Below are 17,977 nucleotides of genomic sequence, written 5' to 3'. Positions count from 1 at the left end.
GAAAAGGTATAATAAGAGTAGAAAAAGAGTTTGAGGAGGAATTGTAATTGAGCAATCGTAAAGCGGCATTAGATATGGCATTAAAACAAATAGAGAAACAATTTGGTAAAGGTTCTGTCATGAAAATGGGAGAAAAGACTGATCTTCAAATTGATACATCATCATCAGGTTCACTAGCTTTGGATGCGGCGCTAGGAATAGGTGGATATCCACGTGGACGAGTAATTGAAATATATGGACCAGAGAGTTCTGGTAAAACAACCGTTTCTTTGCATGCAATTGCAGAAGTACAAGCAAGTGGTGGTACTGCGGCGTTTATTGATGCAGAACACGCATTAGATCCTGTCTATGCACAAAAGCTAGGTGTCAATATCGACGAGTTGCTATTATCACAGCCAGATACAGGTGAGCAAGCATTGGAAATTGCAGAAGCACTTGTTCGTTCAGGTGCGGTAGATATCGTGGTAGTGGACTCAGTAGCAGCACTTGTACCAAAAGCTGAAATCGAAGGCGAGATGGGTGACGCACACGTTGGTTTGCAAGCTCGGTTGATGTCTCAAGCATTACGTAAACTTTCTGGTGCTATTAATAAATCCAATACTATTGCAGTCTTCATTAACCAGATTCGTGAAAAAGTAGGTGTCATGTTCGGGAATCCAGAAGTAACACCAGGTGGACGTGCATTGAAGTTCTATGCTTCTGTTCGTCTCGAAGTACGTAGAGGTGAAGCAATCAAGCAAGCTAACGATATTATGGGTAATAAAACAAGAATTCGTGTCGTGAAAAATAAAGTTGCACCACCATTCCGTACAGCAGAAGTAGACATCATGTATGGTGAAGGAATTTCAAAAGAAGGTGAAATTCTAGATTTAGGATCTGAATTGGAAGTAGTCCAAAAGAGTGGTGCTTGGTATTCTTATGAAGGCGAACGTTTAGGTCAAGGTCGTGAAAATGCGAAACAATTCTTGAAGGAAAACTTGAAAATGCGTGATGAAATCGCGTCTAAAATCCGTGAATCATACGGTTTGAATGCTACGAACTATGTGATTGCAGCGCATGATGAAGAGGACGAGCTGGATGATTTATTAACACTTTCGGAAGAAAAGTAAGTTATATATGGAAGTAAAACCGCCAATTGGCGGTTTTTTTATAAATATTTATAAGAATTAGTATGGGAATGACATACTTCCAGCTAATATAGAACCTAAAGCTTATTTGAATGAATAAGTGAAATGTGAAGTGGAAAGACTCAAGCAAAAAACAAAAAGAGTCTGTGAGAATGATTTTTCCTCCATCATTCCTTGACACAATAAAAATACAACTATACAATTAAAGTGGCGTATTATATACGTCCTATATTTAACAAACCAATCAATTGTTTTTGGCGGTATGTTGATTTTAACTTAATTCAGCAAAATGAAAAGTTAAGTAAAAAGTAGTGACATCAATAGAAAATTAGTCCCGAAACAGCAGGTTTTCTACTACCCGTTGGATTAAGTTAAGCCTTAGGTGTTTTCACAGATCATCGGGACATTACCGAGAAGCTTCGGTAACTAGTAAAGTGAATATATTCGCCGTGGCAAAATTGATTATACAAGCCGACTGAAAAGAAAAGAATAAGCAGGAGGAGGTGACCTCAATGGGTATTGAAATACTCATCTCCGTTTTGCTAAGTCTCATCGTCGGTGCAGTTGTTAGCTTTTTTATATTGAAAAATGTGAATGATTCAAAAGTAACTGGTGCCAAACATACTGCCAACCAACTCGTCGAAGAGGCGAAGCGTGAAGCGGAGTCAGTGAAGAAAGAGGCACTGTTAGAAGCGAAAGATGAAACTCACGAACTGCGGATTGAAGCAGAAACTGAAGTCCGTGAGAGAAGGACGGAATTACAGAAACAGGAAAACCGTCTCTTACAGCGTGAAGAAAACCTTGATCGCAAGGATGATGCGCTCAATAAAAGAGAAGCAGGTCTAGAGCGCAAAGAAGATGCGCTATTAGAAAGACAACAGCATATTGAAGAGATGGAACGCAAAGCGGAACAACTCGTTACTACACAGAAGACCGAATTAGAGAGAATTTCTTCGTTAACAAGAGATGAGGCAAAACGCATCATCTTGGAAGATGTCGAAGAAGAGCTTTCTACGGATATTGCTGTCATGACAAAAGAATCTGAGCAACGGGCTAAAGAGGAATCCGAGCGTAAAGCACGTGAAATCCTATCATTGGCATTGCAACGGTTTGCGGCAGATCATGTGGCTGAAACTACAGTCTCTGTCGTTAATTTGCCGAATGATGAGATGAAAGGTCGCATCATTGGTCGTGAAGGACGAAATATTCGTACACTTGAGACGCTTACAGGTATTGATTTGATTATTGACGATACGCCAGAAGCCGTCATTCTATCCGGTTTCGATCCAGTCCGGAGAGAAACAGCGAGATTGGCTTTGGAAAAATTGGTTCAGGATGGACGAATTCATCCTGCACGTATCGAAGAAATGGTCGACAAATCTAGAAGAGAAGTGGACGAGTTAATCCGAGAAAAAGGAGAACAAACTACATTCGATGTAGGTGTTCATAACTTGCATCCGGATATGATCAAAATTCTTGGTCGTTTGCACTTCCGTACGAGTTACGGGCAGAATGTCTTGAAACACTCCATTGAAGTAGCCTATTTAACTGGTTTACTGGCAGCAGAGCTTGGAGAAGACGTAACACTTGCTAGACGCGCTGGTTTACTACATGATATCGGTAAAGCGATTGACCATGAGGTAGAAGGTAGTCACGTGCAGATTGGTAAAGAGTTGGCAGTGAAATATAAGGAACATCCAGTTGTCATTAACAGTATTGCTTCCCACCACGGTGATGAAGAAGCTACCTCTGTTATCGCAGTGCTAGTAGCCGCGGCAGATGCATTATCTGCAGCAAGACCAGGTGCTCGCAGTGAAACATTGGAAAATTATATTAAACGTCTGCAAAAGCTCGAAGAAATTTCGGAATCATACGAAGGTGTGGAGAAGTCATTTGCTATTCAGGCTGGACGAGAAGTGCGAATCATTGTTCGTCCTGAACAGATCGATGATATTACCGCACATCGTTTAGCACGTGATATACGAAAACAAATCGAGGAAGAATTGAACTACCCAGGGCATATCAAAGTGACGGTCATACGGGAGACCCGCGCAGTAGAGTATGCGAAATAATACCTAACACAAAACAGCTTCCGATTCGTTTGGAAGCTGTTTTCATTTTGGAAAGAGGTTAATACAGATGAAAGTACTATTTATTGGAGATATTGTAGGATCGATGGGAAGAGAAATGGTAATTGATTATTTATCACGTTTGAAGCGAAAATATCAAGCAGACGTAATTATCGCGAATGGTGAAAATGCAGCTTCAGGTAGAGGAATTACAAAAGCCATCTATCATGATTTATTGCATGCTGGAGTAGATGTCATCACGATGGGAAACCATACATGGGATCAACGTGAAATTTATGATTTCATTGACGAAGTGGACTATTTGATTCGACCTGCCAACTTCTCAGAGCAAGCACCCGGTAAAGGTATGACATCCATTACAAAAAATGGTGTTACACTTTCCGTTATTAATTTACATGGTCGCACATTCTTGCCACCGCATGATGATCCATTTGCTAAAGCTGATGAACTAGTGGAAGAAGCTTTGCAAACATCACCATTGGTTTTTGTAGACTTTCACGCAGAAGCTACAAGTGAAAAGATTGCAATGGGATGGCACTTGGACGGAAAAGTATCTGTAGTGGTAGGGACACATACACATGTCCAAACTGCAGACGAACGAATCTTGCCAGGGGGTACTGCATATTTAACGGATGCAGGTATGACAGGCCCGTATGATGAAATTTTAGGAATGAAAAAAGCAGACGTATTGTATCGCTTCTATACCAACTTACCAACCCGCTTCGAGGTACCGAAAAGTGGAAGACCACAGCTAAACGGCATGTTTGTAGAATTGGATGACAAAACTGGTAAAGCGCTCAAAATTGAACGAATCCGAATTAACGAAGATCATCCGTTCAAAAACTAATTATCTAGGTGTCTAAATCCTTCTTGTCTATCATAGGATGTCGTATGGAATATACGCGTTCCATAGACATTGCAAAATAAGGAGGAAATATCGTGAGTCCCTTGAAAGTATCATCTCGCTCAAATCCGAACTCAGTAGCAGGAGCATTGGTTGCAGTGATCCGTGAACAAGGCTATGCCGAAATCCAGGCAGTCGGCGCTGGTGCATTAAATCAAGCAATCAAAGCAATTGCAATCGCAAGAGGATTCGTTGCACCAAGTGGAGGCGACCTAATTTGCGCGCCTGCCTTCACCGATATCGAAATCAACGGAGAAGCTAGAACAGCGCTCAAACTTTTCGTTGAAAAAAAGGAACGTAAGTAGAATACAAAAGACCACGAATCAATATGTGGTCTTTTTTTCATGACAAACCAGCGACATTTTTCCGCTTTGCTGTCATATCACACAAAAGTTCAGTATAATAACATCAGGTATGCTTATTTCCCGATAAGTAATAGAAAGGGGCTTCTGCAATGAATGAAGAACAGCGCTTGCAAGCTGGACTCGCAACAAAAGACAAATCGAAACCAGATAGCGTGAAAAAAGACTATAGCAAATATTTCGAGTCTGTGTATAGTGGGCCTTCTCTAAAAGACGCAAAAAAACGCGGGAAAGAAGAAGTGGAATATCACGATAACTTTCAAATAGATCAACGCTTTAAAGGAATGGGACAAGGTCGTAAATTCTTTATTCGAACATTTGGTTGTCAAATGAACGAACATGATACGGAAGTAATAGCTGGTATTCTTATGGCATTAGGATATGATGCCACTGACAATGTAAAAGAAGCTGATGTCATATTGCTTAATACATGTGCAATCCGAGAAAATGCGGAAAACAAAGTGTTTGGTGAATTAGGGCATTATAAACCGCTTAAATTAACAAATCCTGATTTATTAATCGGTGTATGTGGCTGCATGTCGCAAGAAGAATCCGTCGTAAATAAAATCTTGAAAACGTATGATCAAGTGGATTTGATTTTCGGGACACATAACATCCATCGCTTGCCGAACATCTTACATGAAGCGTATATGTCTAAAGAGATGGTTATTGAAGTGTGGTCCAAGGAAGGCGACGTGATCGAGGACTTGCCAAAAGTCCGTCACGGTAAGATTAAAGCATGGGTTAATATAATGTATGGATGCGATAAGTTCTGCACGTACTGTATCGTGCCGTATACGCGCGGCAAAGAACGCAGCAGACGACCAGCAGATATCATTCAAGAAGTTCGCCAGTTGGCTGCCCAAGGGTATAAAGAAATCACCTTACTCGGGCAAAATGTTAATGCCTACGGAAAAGATTTTGACGATATTACATACCGTCTAGGTGATCTAATGGATGAGTTACGCTTAATTGATATCCCGAGAATTCGTTTCACCACAAGTCACCCTCGTGATTTTGATGACCACTTGATAGAAGTCCTTGCAAAAGGTGGAAACTTGGTAGATCATATTCATTTGCCTGTACAATCAGGTTCATCTGACGTGCTGAAGATAATGGCTCGCAAGTATACACGAGAGAGTTATTTAGAACTGGTTGACAAAATTAGAACTGCAATACCTAATCTATCACTCACAACGGATATTATCGTAGGTTTCCCAAATGAAACAGAAGAACAGTTTCAAGAAACGTTGTCTCTCTATCGTGAAGTTGGTTTTGATATGGCGTTCACATATATTTATTCACCACGTGAAGGTACGCCCGCTGCTAAGATGCAAGACAATATACCAATGGAAGTGAAGAAAGAACGCTTGCAACGTCTTAACAAGCTAGTGAACGATATCTCTGCCGAAGCAATGAAGCCATACGAAGGACAAACTGTTAAAGTGCTCGTTGAAGGGGAAAGTAAAAGAAATCCTGATGTACTAGCGGGCTATACAGAAAAAAATAAACTTGTGAATTTTGTAGCACCGCGCTCCGTAATTGGTGAGATTGTAGAAGTTCGTATTAAAGAAGCAAAATCATGGTCACTCAATGGTGAATTCATTAGAGTAGTCCAACAAGAAAAGGTGATGGGATAATGGAAAAGAAGTTTACGAAAGACGAAATTATAGAAAAAGCACGTGATTTAGCACATATGTTGGCAAACACAGAAGAAGTAGAGTTTTATAAACGTGCAGAAGCACAGATCAATGAAAATCAAAAAGTACGTGAAAAAATTGCTAGTATGAAATCTCTTCAAACACAGGCAGTAAATTTCCAAAACTACGAAAAAGAACGAGCATTAAAAGCAATCGAAAAGAAAATCGAACAAGTTCAAGAGGAAATTGATGCGATTCCATTGGTACAAGAATTCAAACAGTCTCAAGACGAAGTGAATAACTTGCTTCAATTGGTTTCCAATACGATTGCAAATAGTGTGACAGATGAAATTATTGAGTCTACCGGCGGTGATCTATTACGTGGTGAAACAGGCTCATATGTAGAGAATACTCAAAAGAAATCACTTTCTTAAATAAAAAATCGGTAAAGGAGAAAATTCCTTTCCGATTTTTTTCAATTTCTGGGCTGCTGTTGCATAGGATGGATAGAAGCCAAAGAAGGAGGAAGAAAACTGAAAAACTTACGACAAATTGTGACGAAAGCTGTTATTGCCAAAGGGAAGCATCGATCGGAAACTACTGAGTTGTTGAAGCCGCCTAATCGTCCCTCCAGCATATTGGGTTGCTGGGTGATCAATCACACGCAACAAGCAAAGAAAGTTGGATCGCATGTGGAGGTAACTGGAAGTTTCGACGTAAATGTTTGGTACTCACATCATGATCATTCCAAAACGTCTGTCTTTACTGAATCGATTCCTTATAAGGATAAAATCGCATTGCATTATCGCGATGAGCCGACATCCGCTAAAGAAGAGACAATTGTCACGGTATTACAGCATCCGAACTGTACAGAAGCAAGTATTTCTGAATGCGGCCAAAACTTCTCCATTTCCATTGAAAGAGAATTATTGGTAGAGATGATTGGTGAAACAAAAGTCTCTGTTACCATCCATCCTCATCCATATGATGAAGAATGGCCGATACTGGAAGCAGAATCCTCTTCTATTGTGATGGAGGATAAAAAGGATAAAGAAGTGCCGAATAAAGAGAGACCACATCAACCGCCACAACGTAAAGATTCACCATTTTAAAAGCCGGAGATTCACCGGCTTTTTTTTGATGTTTTTTCGTTAAGTAAAAAAAATGTTGCAGGTCAAGTGAACTTTGCCATCCTAGAACTTGCAGGAGTCTTTAGGCAATTATAAAATAGCTTATAAATTTATCTATCTTGACACTGCTAACACATGAGGGAATGGAAATGAAATACAAATTCGTGCAACTCATTTACCCAAATAGAAATCGATGATTATAAACTATTCTCGCTAATCAAAAGCCGGAATAGTTTTTATTCATTTTTATACGGGATATTTATTTAATTATCTATGCTGATCTTCCTTTTAAAATTTCTGCAACCCCTTTTGATTCGTTAACTCTACAGGTGTTTGGTATAATGTATAGAAAATGAGCGAGAAAAAGAGGGTTTACCATGTCTGAACATACACCAATGATGCAACAATATTTGAAAATTAAAGAGCAATATACAGACGCATTTTTATTCTTTCGTCTGGGAGACTTCTATGAGATGTTTTTTGAGGATGCAGTTAACGCATCTGCATTATTAGAAATCACGTTAACGAGTAGGGATTCTGGTGCAAGGGAACGTATACCAATGTGTGGCATACCTTATCACTCCGCAACTGGATATATTGAAACATTGATTCATAAAGGACATAAAGTAGCGATATGTGAACAAATGGAAGACCCGCGAAACGTAAAGGGAATTGTTAAACGTGAAGTCGTGAAAGTTATTACACCTGGGACATTAACAGAAGGTAAAACAATGGATGTCGAAGCCAATCATTTTATCGGTGCCATCGATAGCTTAGGAAATCAATGTTATGCATTAGCGTACCTTGATGTTGGTACTGGAGAAGGAAAAGTAGAGTTAATTGAAGGAAGCGAGCGAACGCTACTGGCAGAAATTGAAGCTCTTAGCATGAAGGAAATTGTCGTTGATCAACCACTACATGCTGTTTTGGCAGAACTGTTCGAAAGTCGCGAAATAATGCTTTCGATTGAAGATACGGAGCATTCAGGATCAATTGGTCACGATACATATGAACATCTGCCAGAAGAGTTGCAGGAAGCTTGCCGTAAATTGCAATCGTATCTACTCCGTATGCAAAAGATGGTTTTTGGTCATATTCGACCTTTTATCTATATAGAGAAAGATGCAAAGTTATCGATTGATGCCAACTCAATGCGGAATTTAGAGCTAGTGCAAACTATTCGTTCCGGTAAAAAAGAAGGTACGTTGTTCTGGGTGCTGGATGAAACCGTTACGGCGATGGGTGCAAGGAAATTACGGATGTGGATTCACCAGCCCTTGGCACAGCGCCAAGCGATTGAAGATCGTCTGGAAACGGTAAACAACTTGCTTGATGAGTATTTCTTGCGTGAAGAATTACTTGAAGAATTACATGATGTATATGATGTAGAACGTCTTGCAGGAAGAATTTCCATGGGCAGTGCAAGCGCACGTGATCTTGCACAGTTACGAAACTCCTTGTCGCATATACCGAAAATAAAACAGTTACTCGAAGAATCGAAGCGTCCGATGTTACAGCGTTTTGCTGATCGAATGGATCCTTGCGGGGAAACATTCCAATTGCTGACGGATGCTATTGCAGCAAACCCACCGATCTCCAGTAAAGACGGTGGATTAATTCTAGACGGCTATCATGAAAAGCTAGATGAACTGCGAAATGCATCCCGTAACGGAAAGACATGGCTTGCGCAGCTCGAACAAAAAGAACGGCAGCTAACAGGAATTAAAACGTTGAAAATAGGTTATAACCGGATTTTTGGGTATTATATCGAAATTACTAAATCCAATATTCATTTAGCCGACTTATCTCGCTATGAGCGTAAGCAGACACTTGCCAATGCTGAGCGATACATAACGACGGAGCTGAAAGAAAAAGAAGAATTGATCTTAAATGCGGAAGCAGACAGCCAGACATTGGAACTGGACTTGTTTCAGTCGATCCGCGAACAAGTGAAGGGCGATGTGCAAAGAATTCAACAACTGGCCTCTGTTATTAGTGAACTGGATGTATTGCTGTCATTTGCTAAAGTATCCGAAAAGAATCAATATGTCCGACCAGAATTCCATACAGGGAAGGCTGTAGACATTCAAAATGGCCGACATCCAGTCGTGGAGAAAATGATGAATCATTCATTATATATTCCGAATTCTTGTACCCTAGCTGAAGATAAGAATATGTTACTCATTACAGGTCCGAATATGTCAGGTAAAAGTACGTATATGCGTCAAGTCGCTTTAACTGTAGTGATGGCTCAAATCGGTTGTTTCGTTCCTTGTGAAAAGGCAATACTACCTATTACAGATCAAATTTTCACACGAATTGGGGCTGCAGATGACGTGGCATCTGGACAGAGTACATTCATGATGGAAATGATGGAGTCTCAATATGCATTGGCTCATGCGTCGTCTCACAGCTTATTGTTGTTTGACGAGATTGGGCGCGGAACATCAACGTATGACGGGATGGCACTCGCACAGGCGATGATGGAGTATATCCATGAAGAAATCGGTGCCAACACATTGTTTTCTACACACTATCATGAACTGACACAACTGGAAGATGTGTTGGATCGCTTATTGAATGTCCATGTCGCGGCGAAAGAGCAAAACGGTAAAGTCGTGTTCCTGCATAAGGTGTTGCCTGGTGCAGCTGACCGAAGCTACGGGATTCATGTAGCCGAACTTGCGGGCCTTCCTGCTGATGTAGTTGGACGTGCGAAAACCTTATTACAGCGATTTGAAGATGACAGTACAACAAAAGCCGTGTCTTCTGTTTCGGAGCAACTGGCCTTGTTTGAGACAGATAATGACCCGACTCTTTCAGCAGAAACACAAAAATTACTAGATGAAATAGAAACAGTTGATTTGATGAATATGACACCCATGCAAACCATGCAAAAAATGATGGAGTGGAAAGAACGCCTGACAACAGAGAAGAAGGGGTGAAGCGGATGAATCAAATTCACATCATGGATGACACACTGGCCAATAAAATTGCGGCAGGAGAAGTGGTGGAACGTCCTGCTTCTATCGTCAAGGAATTAGTGGAGAATGCGATTGATGCGCAAAGCACTAAGATAGAAATATCTCTTGTCGAGGCAGGTTTAACTTCGATTCGTGTGACCGATAACGGCAAAGGTATGTCTGAAGAAGATGCGATCCGCTGTTTTGAAAGACATGCTACTAGTAAAATAACTAATGAGCATGATCTATTTCGAATCCGTACACTTGGCTTCCGTGGTGAAGCTTTAGCAAGTATCGCGGCAGTATCAAAAGTATCGTTATGGACCTCGGATGGTGTGGATGGGGCTGTAGTGGAAATTGAAGGCGGTAAAGTACTGAAATATGAATCGGGAGCATTACGAAAAGGTACAGACTTTCTCATACAACATTTATTCTTCAATACACCGGCACGTTTGAAATATATGAAAACAATTCAGACGGAGCTCGGACATACAATTGATTTATTAAATCGATTAGCACTAAGCCATCCTGACGTATCCTTTACGTTAACTCACGATCATCATGAAATTCTTAGAACATCGGGTTCAGGAGACTTATTACGGGTATTATCAGATATATACGGTGTCGCGGTTGCACGTAAAATGATCCCGTTTCAAAAAGAAGATGCTGATTTCAAGGTGAAAGGTTTTATTACACTTCCAGAGATGACACGCGCATCCAAAAATTACATTTCACTTCTAATGAATGGCCGTTGGATTAAAAGCTATACAGGGACGCAGGCGGCTATCGATGCAATGCATACATACTTGCCTATTGGAAGGTATCCGATTGCCGTCATTGATATTACGGCAGATCCCATTTTGACAGATGTAAACGTGCATCCTGCGAAGCGTCATATCCGTATCAGTAAAGAAGGGGAATTACTTTCTTTGATAAAAGATGCCATCAGAGAAGCAATTCAAGGAGTCACGATTATTCCCGACGCTGTGAAGAAAGAGAAGCCTATTAAAAGAGACTCAGAGCAACAAACGATTTGGACGCCTTCTTATCACCGACCGGCAGTGACGGTTCCATTACATGAAAAAGATACTCAGCCATCCATTGCGCCTGTCAACGAACCTATCATAGAACAACCTACATCAGTCTTCCCTGAAACTATTTTTGAGCCGCAGGAAGAATCAGTGCCCGAAGAGCCTGTCGTCTACGAGCAAGAACAGCAGGAAATGAATCATTTCCCTTCCATTGCACCTATCGGACAAATTCATGGAACATATATAGTGGCTCAAAATGAAGATGGATTTTATTTGATTGATCAACACGCAGCGCAAGAGCGAATAAAATATGAATATTTTAAAGTGAAGCTTGGACAAGTGGATGCGAGTGAGCGTCAACAATTGCTTTTGCCACTTGTCTTTCATTATTCAGCTGATGAGCAAGTGAAGATCGAAGAGTGTAAGAGTGCACTGGAAGAAGTCGGTGTGTTTCTGGAAGCGTTCGGTCCAGCGACGTATACGGTGAAAGAGTATCCTTCATGGTTTCCGGAAGGACAAGCGACCTCAATTATAGAAGAAATGATTGAGCAAGTACTCGAGAAACGCAAAGTCGATGTCGAGAAATTGCGTGAAGAAAGCGCCATTATGATGAGTTGCAAAAAATCCATCAAAGCAAATTACTATTTAAGGCAAGAAGATATGGAACGTTTGCTTTCGGATCTAGGGGCTTGTCATAACCCTTATACATGTCCGCACGGTCGTCCGGTGTTAATTCATTTTACAACATATGAGTTAGAGAAAATGTTTAAACGAGTGATGTAGCAGAGCGAATCAGAAGGGAGCGATTATATGTTTTCTACATTAGAAAGATCAAGCAGAATTCAGGACTTGAGGAACTTTTCGTTCGATGTTTTAGTTGTCGGTGGGGGAATTACAGGCGCGGGTATCGCATTGGATGCAGCTATGAGAGGATTTTCGGTTGCCCTTGTCGATATGCAGGATTTTGCAGCGGGCACATCTAGCCGTTCAACAAAGCTGATACATGGTGGTTTGCGTTATTTGAAACAACTGGAAGTGAAAATAGTGGCAGAAACGGGAAAAGAACGGGAAATTGTCTTCCGTAATTCCCGTAATATCACGAAGTCCAGACCGATGCTGTTGCCGATCTATCAAAAAGGAACGTATGGCAAGTACTCCACTTCTACAGGACTTCTCATTTACGATTTACTGGCAGGTGTAAAGCGATCAGAAAGACGTGAAATGCTGACAAAAGAAGAAACGGCTGAACTTGAACCATTACTGAAAAAGGATCGGTTAAAAGGAGGCGGGCATTATGTGGAGTATCAGACTGATGATGCACGTTTAACGATTGAGGTACTAAAGAAAGCAGCAGAAAAAGGTGCCCTTTGCCTAAACTATATGAAATGCGAACAATTCAACTTTGAGAAAGATCGTGTCGTGGGTGTGGTCTTAAGTGATCAACTAACCGGCGAAAGGTTCTCCGTAGGGGCTTCTATGGTGATCAACGCATCAGGTCCATGGGTTGACGAGTTGCAGAAGAAAGTCACCACCAAAAATAAAAAACAATTGCATATTACAAAAGGTACTCATATTGTAGTAGATCAATCTATCTTTCCATTGCAGCAAGCAGTATATTTTGATAATTCAGATGGTCGAATGTTATTTGCTATTCCACGAGATAATAAAACGTATATTGGCACGACTGATACATTTTATACGGATGATAAACAGCATCCTATCGCGACAGAAGATGATATACACTATATCATCGATGCGGTTCATGAGATCTTTCCAAGCATTCATCTGCAACGTCAACATGTGGAATCTACATGGGCTGGAATCCGTCCATTGATCGCACAAGAGGGCAAAGCTGCTTCTGAAATCTCACGAAGAGATGAAGTGTGGGAAACAGTCCCTGGATTGTTAACGATTGCAGGAGGAAAGTTAACAGGCTACCGGCAGATGGCGGAAGTCGTGGTGGATCGAATTGATGAACAGTTAGAAAAGCCTTCTATCAAGCGATGTGAAACTAAGAATATGCCCGTCTCTGGAAGTGATTTCATAGACGATGAAGCTTTAAAACAATTTATTGGTCTGCAGGCTAAAAGAGCTCCACAGTTCGGCTTAACTTCACAGCAAGGAGCACGACTTGCTTCCTTTTATGGAAGAAATAGTGATCAAGTGTTCCGATTCGCCCATGCGATTTCAGCAGAAGAGAATAGTTTGCCAATAAGTTTACGTGCAGAGATTTTATATAGTATTCATTGTGAAATGGCCACATCGCCAAGTGATTTCTTTATCCGGAGAAAAGGGGATTTATATTTCCAAATCGATGTTGTGGAATTATTAGCGACACAAGTAACAAACTATATGGCAAAGTTACTGCATTATACCGACAGCCAGAAAACCATTTATGAAAACGATTTAAAAAATGCGATTGCTGAAGCGAAAGGAAGTGCAGGTTCATGACAGACCAGTGGATAAAGATGCGTGATGGTACTAAAGTGTACAGTACGAGTTATACACCTAAGACCAAGCCAATAGCTCGTGTACATATCATTCACGGATTGGCTGAACATAGCCGTCGCTATGAACGATTTGCACAGTACTTGCTGTCACAAGGGTATGTCGTGACGTTGCATGACCAAAGAGGCCACGGAAAGACAGCCATAGAAAACGGCTATGTCTACGGCTATCTGAGTGACTCTGCTACATTCGACCAATTGGTAGACGATGCATTTGAAGTGAATCAATCCTATCAACTGCAATATCCTGAACTTCCGTTAGTACTCCTTGGACATAGTATGGGTTCGTTCGTTGCAAGGCGCTATATCCAGCTATACGGTTCAACAATAAATCAAGTGATCTTATTAGGTACTGGAACCAATTCTGAGCTCATTGCACATGCTGCGATTGCATTGGCTGCGTATAGAGAAGAGAAGTTCCCTAAAGAGCAACCGGATGAGTTTTTGAATGGTCTGGTCTTTGGTAATTATTCAAAACAATTTCCTAATGAAGGGGAATTTGCATGGTTATCACGCGATGTAGATAGTGTAACTGATTATGAAGTAGATGAGGCATGCGGCTTCGTGCCTACTGCTCAAATGTTCCGCGTGTTGTTAGAAGGATTAAATTCTTTGGAAGCGCCTGAATTCTTGTTGAATATTCCAAATGAACTACCGATTTTATTACTCTCAGGTACAGATGATTTAGTAGGAGACCGTGCTAAAGGAGTTTGGAAAGTAGCCAAACAATTCGATAAAGCCAATCAACAGCAAGTGACTGTTCAGCTCTATGAAGGCGGAAGACATGAGATGCTTCAGGAAACCAACTATAAACATGTGTATACGACTATCGTAGAATGGATGAGACGACATGAATCTACCCGTTGATGTACTAGCAATAGTAGGGCCAACTGCTTCAGGTAAGACAGCGCTTAGTGTAGCGCTTGCAAATTTGTTTGATGGGGAAATCATTAATGGAGATGCCATGCAAGTATACAAAGAATTGGATATCGGCACAGCAAAGATACATCATTCTGAAATGCAAGGAATCCCACATCATTTCTTTGATGTGAAAGAACCAACGGAATCGTTTTCCGTAGCAGAATATCAACTAGCCGTCAGACAATGGATAGCAGATATTCAATCTCGCGGAAAACTACCCATACTTGTCGGTGGTAGCGGAATGTATGTGCAGTCTGTTTTGTTTGATTATCGATTTACAGAACAAGCAGCTGATCCTGAAGTGCGAGCGCGTTTAGAACGAGAACTTGAATCTGAAGGTGCAGATGTATTGCATGCAAGACTTGCAGAATTGGATCTGAAAAGTTCAGAAAAAATACATCCAAATAACCATAGAAGGCTAGTACGTGCGTTAGAAATCCTTGAAGTGACGGGTCAAACAAAACAAGATCATGAACAACAGCAAGGAAATCAACCCATGTATCATTCTTTAATTATTGGATTAGATCTCCCACGACAATTACTGTATGAACGAATCGATCTGCGTGTAGAACAAATGGTTCAAGCGGGATTATTTAATGAAGTACAGCAACTGTGGAATAAAGGAATTCGCCAAACTCAATCAGTACAAGCGATAGGTTATAAAGAACTGATTTCCTATTTTGACGGCCAATTAACAAAAGAGCAAGCAATAGAAGCGGTAAAGAAAAATACACGCAATTACGCAAAAAGGCAGCTAACATATTTCCGTAATAAATTGCCTGTCCAGTGGGTTGATGCTAATCAGCCAGCGGAAGAAATATTTCAAACAACCTGTAAGATAATAAAGGGTTTTAAGAAGTGAGTATGGAATAACTAAATAACAGTGACAAGGAGGCAATTGAATGACACAAGGAAATATGCAAGATACGTTTTTAAATTCTTTACGGAAGAATAACACATTTGTTACGATTTTTTTATTAAATGGTTTTCAGTTAAAGGGTCTAATTAAGTCGTATGATAATTATACGGTGCTGCTGGAAACGGATGGCAAGCAACAACTAATTTATAAGCACGCGATTTCCACGTATTCTCCTGCAAAACCAGTTATTTTAAAAGATGAACTATAAACAGGCGCTTGCCTGTTTTTTTGTTGTCTTTCTTTTAGTATATAGACTTCATCTGGTAAAATAGAATATGACAAAATGAAATGAGGTACTACACATGCAAATTGCACCCATTAATGAAGAATTACTAACTAAATCAAAAGAAGCGGAAGAACTCATCGCGCCGTATGTGAAGACGGTAGAAGAAGTTGCATTTTTTAACCAAAGAAAAGTCTTACAAGCATTCAAAAAAAATCAAGTAAGTGACTTTCATTTATCGGGATCAACAGGTTATGGCTATGACGACAGTGGTCGTGATGTATTGGAACAAGTATATTCGGACGTATTCGGAGCGGAAGACTGTCTTGTAAGAAATCAAATCATTTCCGGAACGCATGCAATTACAATTAGCTTGTTTGGAATATTGCGCCCAGGTGATGAACTTCTATATATTACAGGTAAACCATACGATACGTTGGAGTCTATCATTTCGGGCAAAGGGAAAGATACTGGTTCACTAGAAGATTTTCAAATTTCGTACCAGCATGTTGATTTGAAAGAAAATGGTTCCGTTGATTATGAGAAAGTAAAAAAAACAATCTCATCGAAGACGAAAATCGTAGCGATTCAACGTTCTAAAGGCTATTCAAGCAATCCCTCATTCAGAATCCATGAAATTGAAGCGATTATAAAGGAAGTCCGCAACATGAAAGAGGATGTTGTAATCTTTGTAGATAATTGCTATGGAGAATTCGTTGAAATGAAAGAGCCCGTTGAAGTTGGGGCAGATCTTATGGCAGGCTCACTTATTAAAAATCCAGGTGGCGGACTTGCCAGAACAGGTGGTTACATAGCGGGTAAGAAAGACTTGGTTGAGAAATGTGCATATCGTATGACATCTCCAGGTCTTGGAGCCGAAGCAGGAGCTTCTCTCGATACGTTACTAGAGATGTATCAAGGTTTCTTCTTGGCACCACACGTAGTTAGTCAGGCGGTTAAAGGCGCGTTATTCACATCAGCATTTTTCGGTAGCTTCGGTATGAATACGACACCGCATTACAGTGAGCTTCGAACGGATTTAATTCAATCAGTGAATTTTAGGAATGCGGAACAAATGATTGCATTCTGCCAAATGATTCAGCAAAATTCACCAATCAATGCCCAATATGCACCGGAACCATCCTATATGCCGGGTTATGCTGATGACGTCATCATGGCTGCGGGAACGTTTATTCAAGGCTCCAGTATCGAATTGACAGCTGACGGCCCGATCAGACCGCCATACACAGCATATATTCAAGGCGGATTGACTTATGAGCATGTAAAATCAGCTGTACTAGATTCTATGGAACAGTTACTTGAAAAGAAATTGGTATAAAGAAAAAAGTGTATCAAAACCTCATGTGGTTTTCGATACACTTTTTTCTTTATTAATGAATCATACGGAATACACCAATCACTTTTCCTAAAATAGAAACTTGATCTACAATGATTGGCTCCATGGATGAGTTTTCTGGTTGGAGTCGGAAATAGTCTTTCTCTTTAAAGAAACGTTTGACTGTTGCTTCATCTTCTTCTGTCATAGCTACGACAATTTCACCATTACTTGCGGAGTGCGTTTGTCTGACAATCACGCGGTCTCCGTTTAAAATGCCGGCTTCGATCATGCTATCCCCTACAATCTCCAACATGAAGATTTCCTCTTCTGATGAACCGAATGTATCCGGCAATGGGAAGTACTCTTCAATATTTTCAATCGTTGTAATTGGATTCCCTGCTGTAACTTTACCAATTAACGGTACATGCATAACGCCACTTTTTAACTCGTCCAGTCCTTCAGGATCCAAAATTTCAATGGCGCGTGGTTTTGTCGGGTCCCTACGTATGAAGCCTTTACTTTCGAGTCGTGATAAGTGACCGTGGACCGTAGAACTTGAAGCTAGACCGACAGCTTCTCCAATTTCGCGAACGGAAGGGGGGTACCCTTTTAAACGCACTTCATCTTTTATAAACGCAAGTATTTCTTCTTGTCTCTTTGATATTTTCTTCAACAGATTCACCTCTTCTACTAGTTTGCGAGCAATGGAATACTGAACCACTATTTTGAATATAGTATAACATGTGTTCGATTACTAATCAAACAAAGGTTCTAATTTTACTTGACATAGAATCATATGTTCTCTTATAATTAAGAACAAG

15 protein-coding genes are annotated in these 17,977 nt (G+C 40.5%); 14 read left to right on the top strand and 1 reads right to left on the bottom strand.

The annotated features are described in order from the left end of the window. Nucleotides 1-47 precede the first annotated feature (47 nt). The 14 genes from recA (at nucleotide 48) to CSV70_RS04455 (ending at nucleotide 17,156) form a co-directional block, all read left to right on the top strand. Complete coding sequence (gene recA, locus CSV70_RS04520; RefSeq protein ID WP_085133293.1) at nucleotides 48-1,109, top strand: recombinase RecA; 1,062 nt, start codon at nucleotides 48-50, stop codon at nucleotides 1,107-1,109. 530 nt (nucleotides 1,110-1,639) lie between these two features. Beyond that, on the top strand, nucleotides 1,640-3,199 hold the full coding sequence (gene rny, locus CSV70_RS04515; RefSeq protein ID WP_085133294.1) for a ribonuclease Y: 1,560 nt from the start codon (nucleotides 1,640-1,642) through the stop codon (nucleotides 3,197-3,199). Between the two features lie 67 nt (nucleotides 3,200-3,266). Then, nucleotides 3,267-4,064 carry a TIGR00282 family metallophosphoesterase gene (locus CSV70_RS04510; RefSeq protein WP_099628115.1) on the top strand — a complete coding sequence of 266 codons (798 nt, stop codon included), beginning with the start codon at nucleotides 3,267-3,269 and terminating at the stop codon, nucleotides 4,062-4,064. Nucleotides 4,065-4,156: 92 nt separating this feature from the next. Then, on the top strand, nucleotides 4,157-4,426 hold the full coding sequence (locus CSV70_RS04505; protein WP_085133296.1) for a stage V sporulation protein S: 270 nt from the start codon (nucleotides 4,157-4,159) through the stop codon (nucleotides 4,424-4,426). A 149-nt stretch (nucleotides 4,427-4,575) separates the two neighbouring features. Next, nucleotides 4,576-6,123 carry a tRNA (N6-isopentenyl adenosine(37)-C2)-methylthiotransferase MiaB gene (miaB, locus tag CSV70_RS04500; protein WP_099679255.1) on the top strand — a complete coding sequence of 516 codons (1,548 nt, stop codon included), beginning with the start codon at nucleotides 4,576-4,578 and terminating at the stop codon, nucleotides 6,121-6,123. Then, a complete protein-coding gene (locus CSV70_RS04495; protein ID WP_085133298.1) occupies nucleotides 6,123-6,557 on the top strand; it encodes a YlbF/YmcA family competence regulator in 435 nt (144 codons plus the stop codon). The genes miaB and CSV70_RS04495 overlap by 1 nt, the downstream gene beginning before the upstream one ends. Nucleotides 6,558-6,677: 120 nt before the next feature. Continuing rightward, nucleotides 6,678-7,235, top strand: coding sequence for an outer spore coat protein CotE (gene cotE / locus CSV70_RS04490; RefSeq protein ID WP_085133299.1), 558 nt, complete (start codon nucleotides 6,678-6,680; stop codon nucleotides 7,233-7,235). Between the two features lie 395 nt (nucleotides 7,236-7,630). Further along, entirely contained in the window at nucleotides 7,631-10,198 is a 2,568-nt protein-coding gene (gene mutS, locus CSV70_RS04485; protein ID WP_099626391.1) for a DNA mismatch repair protein MutS, read from the top strand. Nucleotides 10,199-10,203: 5 nt separating this feature from the next. Next, nucleotides 10,204-12,030: a DNA mismatch repair endonuclease MutL gene (gene mutL, locus CSV70_RS04480; protein ID WP_085133301.1), complete on the top strand. Its 1,827-nt coding sequence runs from the start codon at nucleotides 10,204-10,206 to the stop codon at nucleotides 12,028-12,030. Between the two features lie 27 nt (nucleotides 12,031-12,057). Next, nucleotides 12,058-13,698, top strand: a complete 1,641-nt coding sequence (locus tag CSV70_RS04475) for a glycerol-3-phosphate dehydrogenase/oxidase (RefSeq protein WP_085133302.1) — start codon at nucleotides 12,058-12,060, stop codon at nucleotides 13,696-13,698. Continuing rightward, nucleotides 13,695-14,621: an alpha/beta fold hydrolase gene (locus CSV70_RS04470; RefSeq protein ID WP_099626392.1), complete on the top strand. Its 927-nt coding sequence runs from the start codon at nucleotides 13,695-13,697 to the stop codon at nucleotides 14,619-14,621. The genes CSV70_RS04475 and CSV70_RS04470 overlap by 4 nt, the downstream gene beginning before the upstream one ends. Next, nucleotides 14,605-15,537 (top strand): tRNA (adenosine(37)-N6)-dimethylallyltransferase MiaA, encoded by a 933-nt coding sequence (gene miaA, locus CSV70_RS04465; protein WP_085133304.1) that lies wholly within the window; start codon nucleotides 14,605-14,607, stop codon nucleotides 15,535-15,537. The genes CSV70_RS04470 and miaA overlap by 17 nt, the downstream gene beginning before the upstream one ends. Before the next feature lie 40 nt (nucleotides 15,538-15,577). Next, entirely contained in the window at nucleotides 15,578-15,802 is a 225-nt protein-coding gene (gene hfq / locus CSV70_RS04460; RefSeq protein ID WP_085133305.1) for an RNA chaperone Hfq, read from the top strand. A 94-nt stretch (nucleotides 15,803-15,896) separates the two neighbouring features. Beyond that, nucleotides 15,897-17,156 carry a methionine gamma-lyase family protein gene (locus tag CSV70_RS04455; protein ID WP_099628116.1) on the top strand — a complete coding sequence of 420 codons (1,260 nt, stop codon included), beginning with the start codon at nucleotides 15,897-15,899 and terminating at the stop codon, nucleotides 17,154-17,156. A 52-nt stretch (nucleotides 17,157-17,208) separates the two neighbouring features. Here CSV70_RS04455 and lexA read toward each other — a convergent pair whose 3' ends face one another. Beyond that, complete coding sequence (gene lexA, locus CSV70_RS04450; RefSeq protein ID WP_099626394.1) at nucleotides 17,209-17,829, bottom strand: transcriptional repressor LexA; 621 nt, start codon at nucleotides 17,827-17,829, stop codon at nucleotides 17,209-17,211. Between the last annotated feature and the right edge of the window lie 148 nt (nucleotides 17,830-17,977).

The sequence above is a fragment of the Sporosarcina sp. P25 genome (genome assembly GCF_002743235.1).
GTDB lineage: Bacteria > Bacillota > Bacilli > Bacillales_A > Planococcaceae > Sporosarcina > Sporosarcina ureae_B.
This window is presented reverse-complemented; position numbering and strand designations above follow the sequence as displayed.

Excerpts from the sequence above, each read along its gene's own strand:
- rny (WP_085133294.1), top strand. The coding sequence starts at position 1,640 with ATGGGTATTGAAATACTCATCTCCGTTTTGCTAAGTCTCATCGTCGGT.
- CSV70_RS04510 (WP_099628115.1), top strand. The coding sequence starts at position 3,267 with ATGAAAGTACTATTTATTGGAGATATTGTAGGATCGATGGGAAGAGAA.
- miaB (WP_099679255.1), top strand. The coding sequence starts at position 4,576 with ATGAATGAAGAACAGCGCTTGCAAGCTGGACTCGCAACAAAAGACAAA.
- CSV70_RS04495 (WP_085133298.1), top strand. The coding sequence starts at position 6,123 with ATGGAAAAGAAGTTTACGAAAGACGAAATTATAGAAAAAGCACGTGAT.
- mutS (WP_099626391.1), top strand. The coding sequence starts at position 7,631 with ATGTCTGAACATACACCAATGATGCAACAATATTTGAAAATTAAAGAG.
- mutL (WP_085133301.1), top strand. The coding sequence starts at position 10,204 with ATGAATCAAATTCACATCATGGATGACACACTGGCCAATAAAATTGCG.
- CSV70_RS04475 (WP_085133302.1), top strand. The coding sequence starts at position 12,058 with ATGTTTTCTACATTAGAAAGATCAAGCAGAATTCAGGACTTGAGGAAC.
- CSV70_RS04470 (WP_099626392.1), top strand. The coding sequence starts at position 13,695 with ATGACAGACCAGTGGATAAAGATGCGTGATGGTACTAAAGTGTACAGT.
- miaA (WP_085133304.1), top strand. The coding sequence starts at position 14,605 with ATGAATCTACCCGTTGATGTACTAGCAATAGTAGGGCCAACTGCTTCA.
- hfq (WP_085133305.1), top strand. The coding sequence starts at position 15,578 with ATGACACAAGGAAATATGCAAGATACGTTTTTAAATTCTTTACGGAAG.
- CSV70_RS04455 (WP_099628116.1), top strand. The coding sequence starts at position 15,897 with ATGCAAATTGCACCCATTAATGAAGAATTACTAACTAAATCAAAAGAA.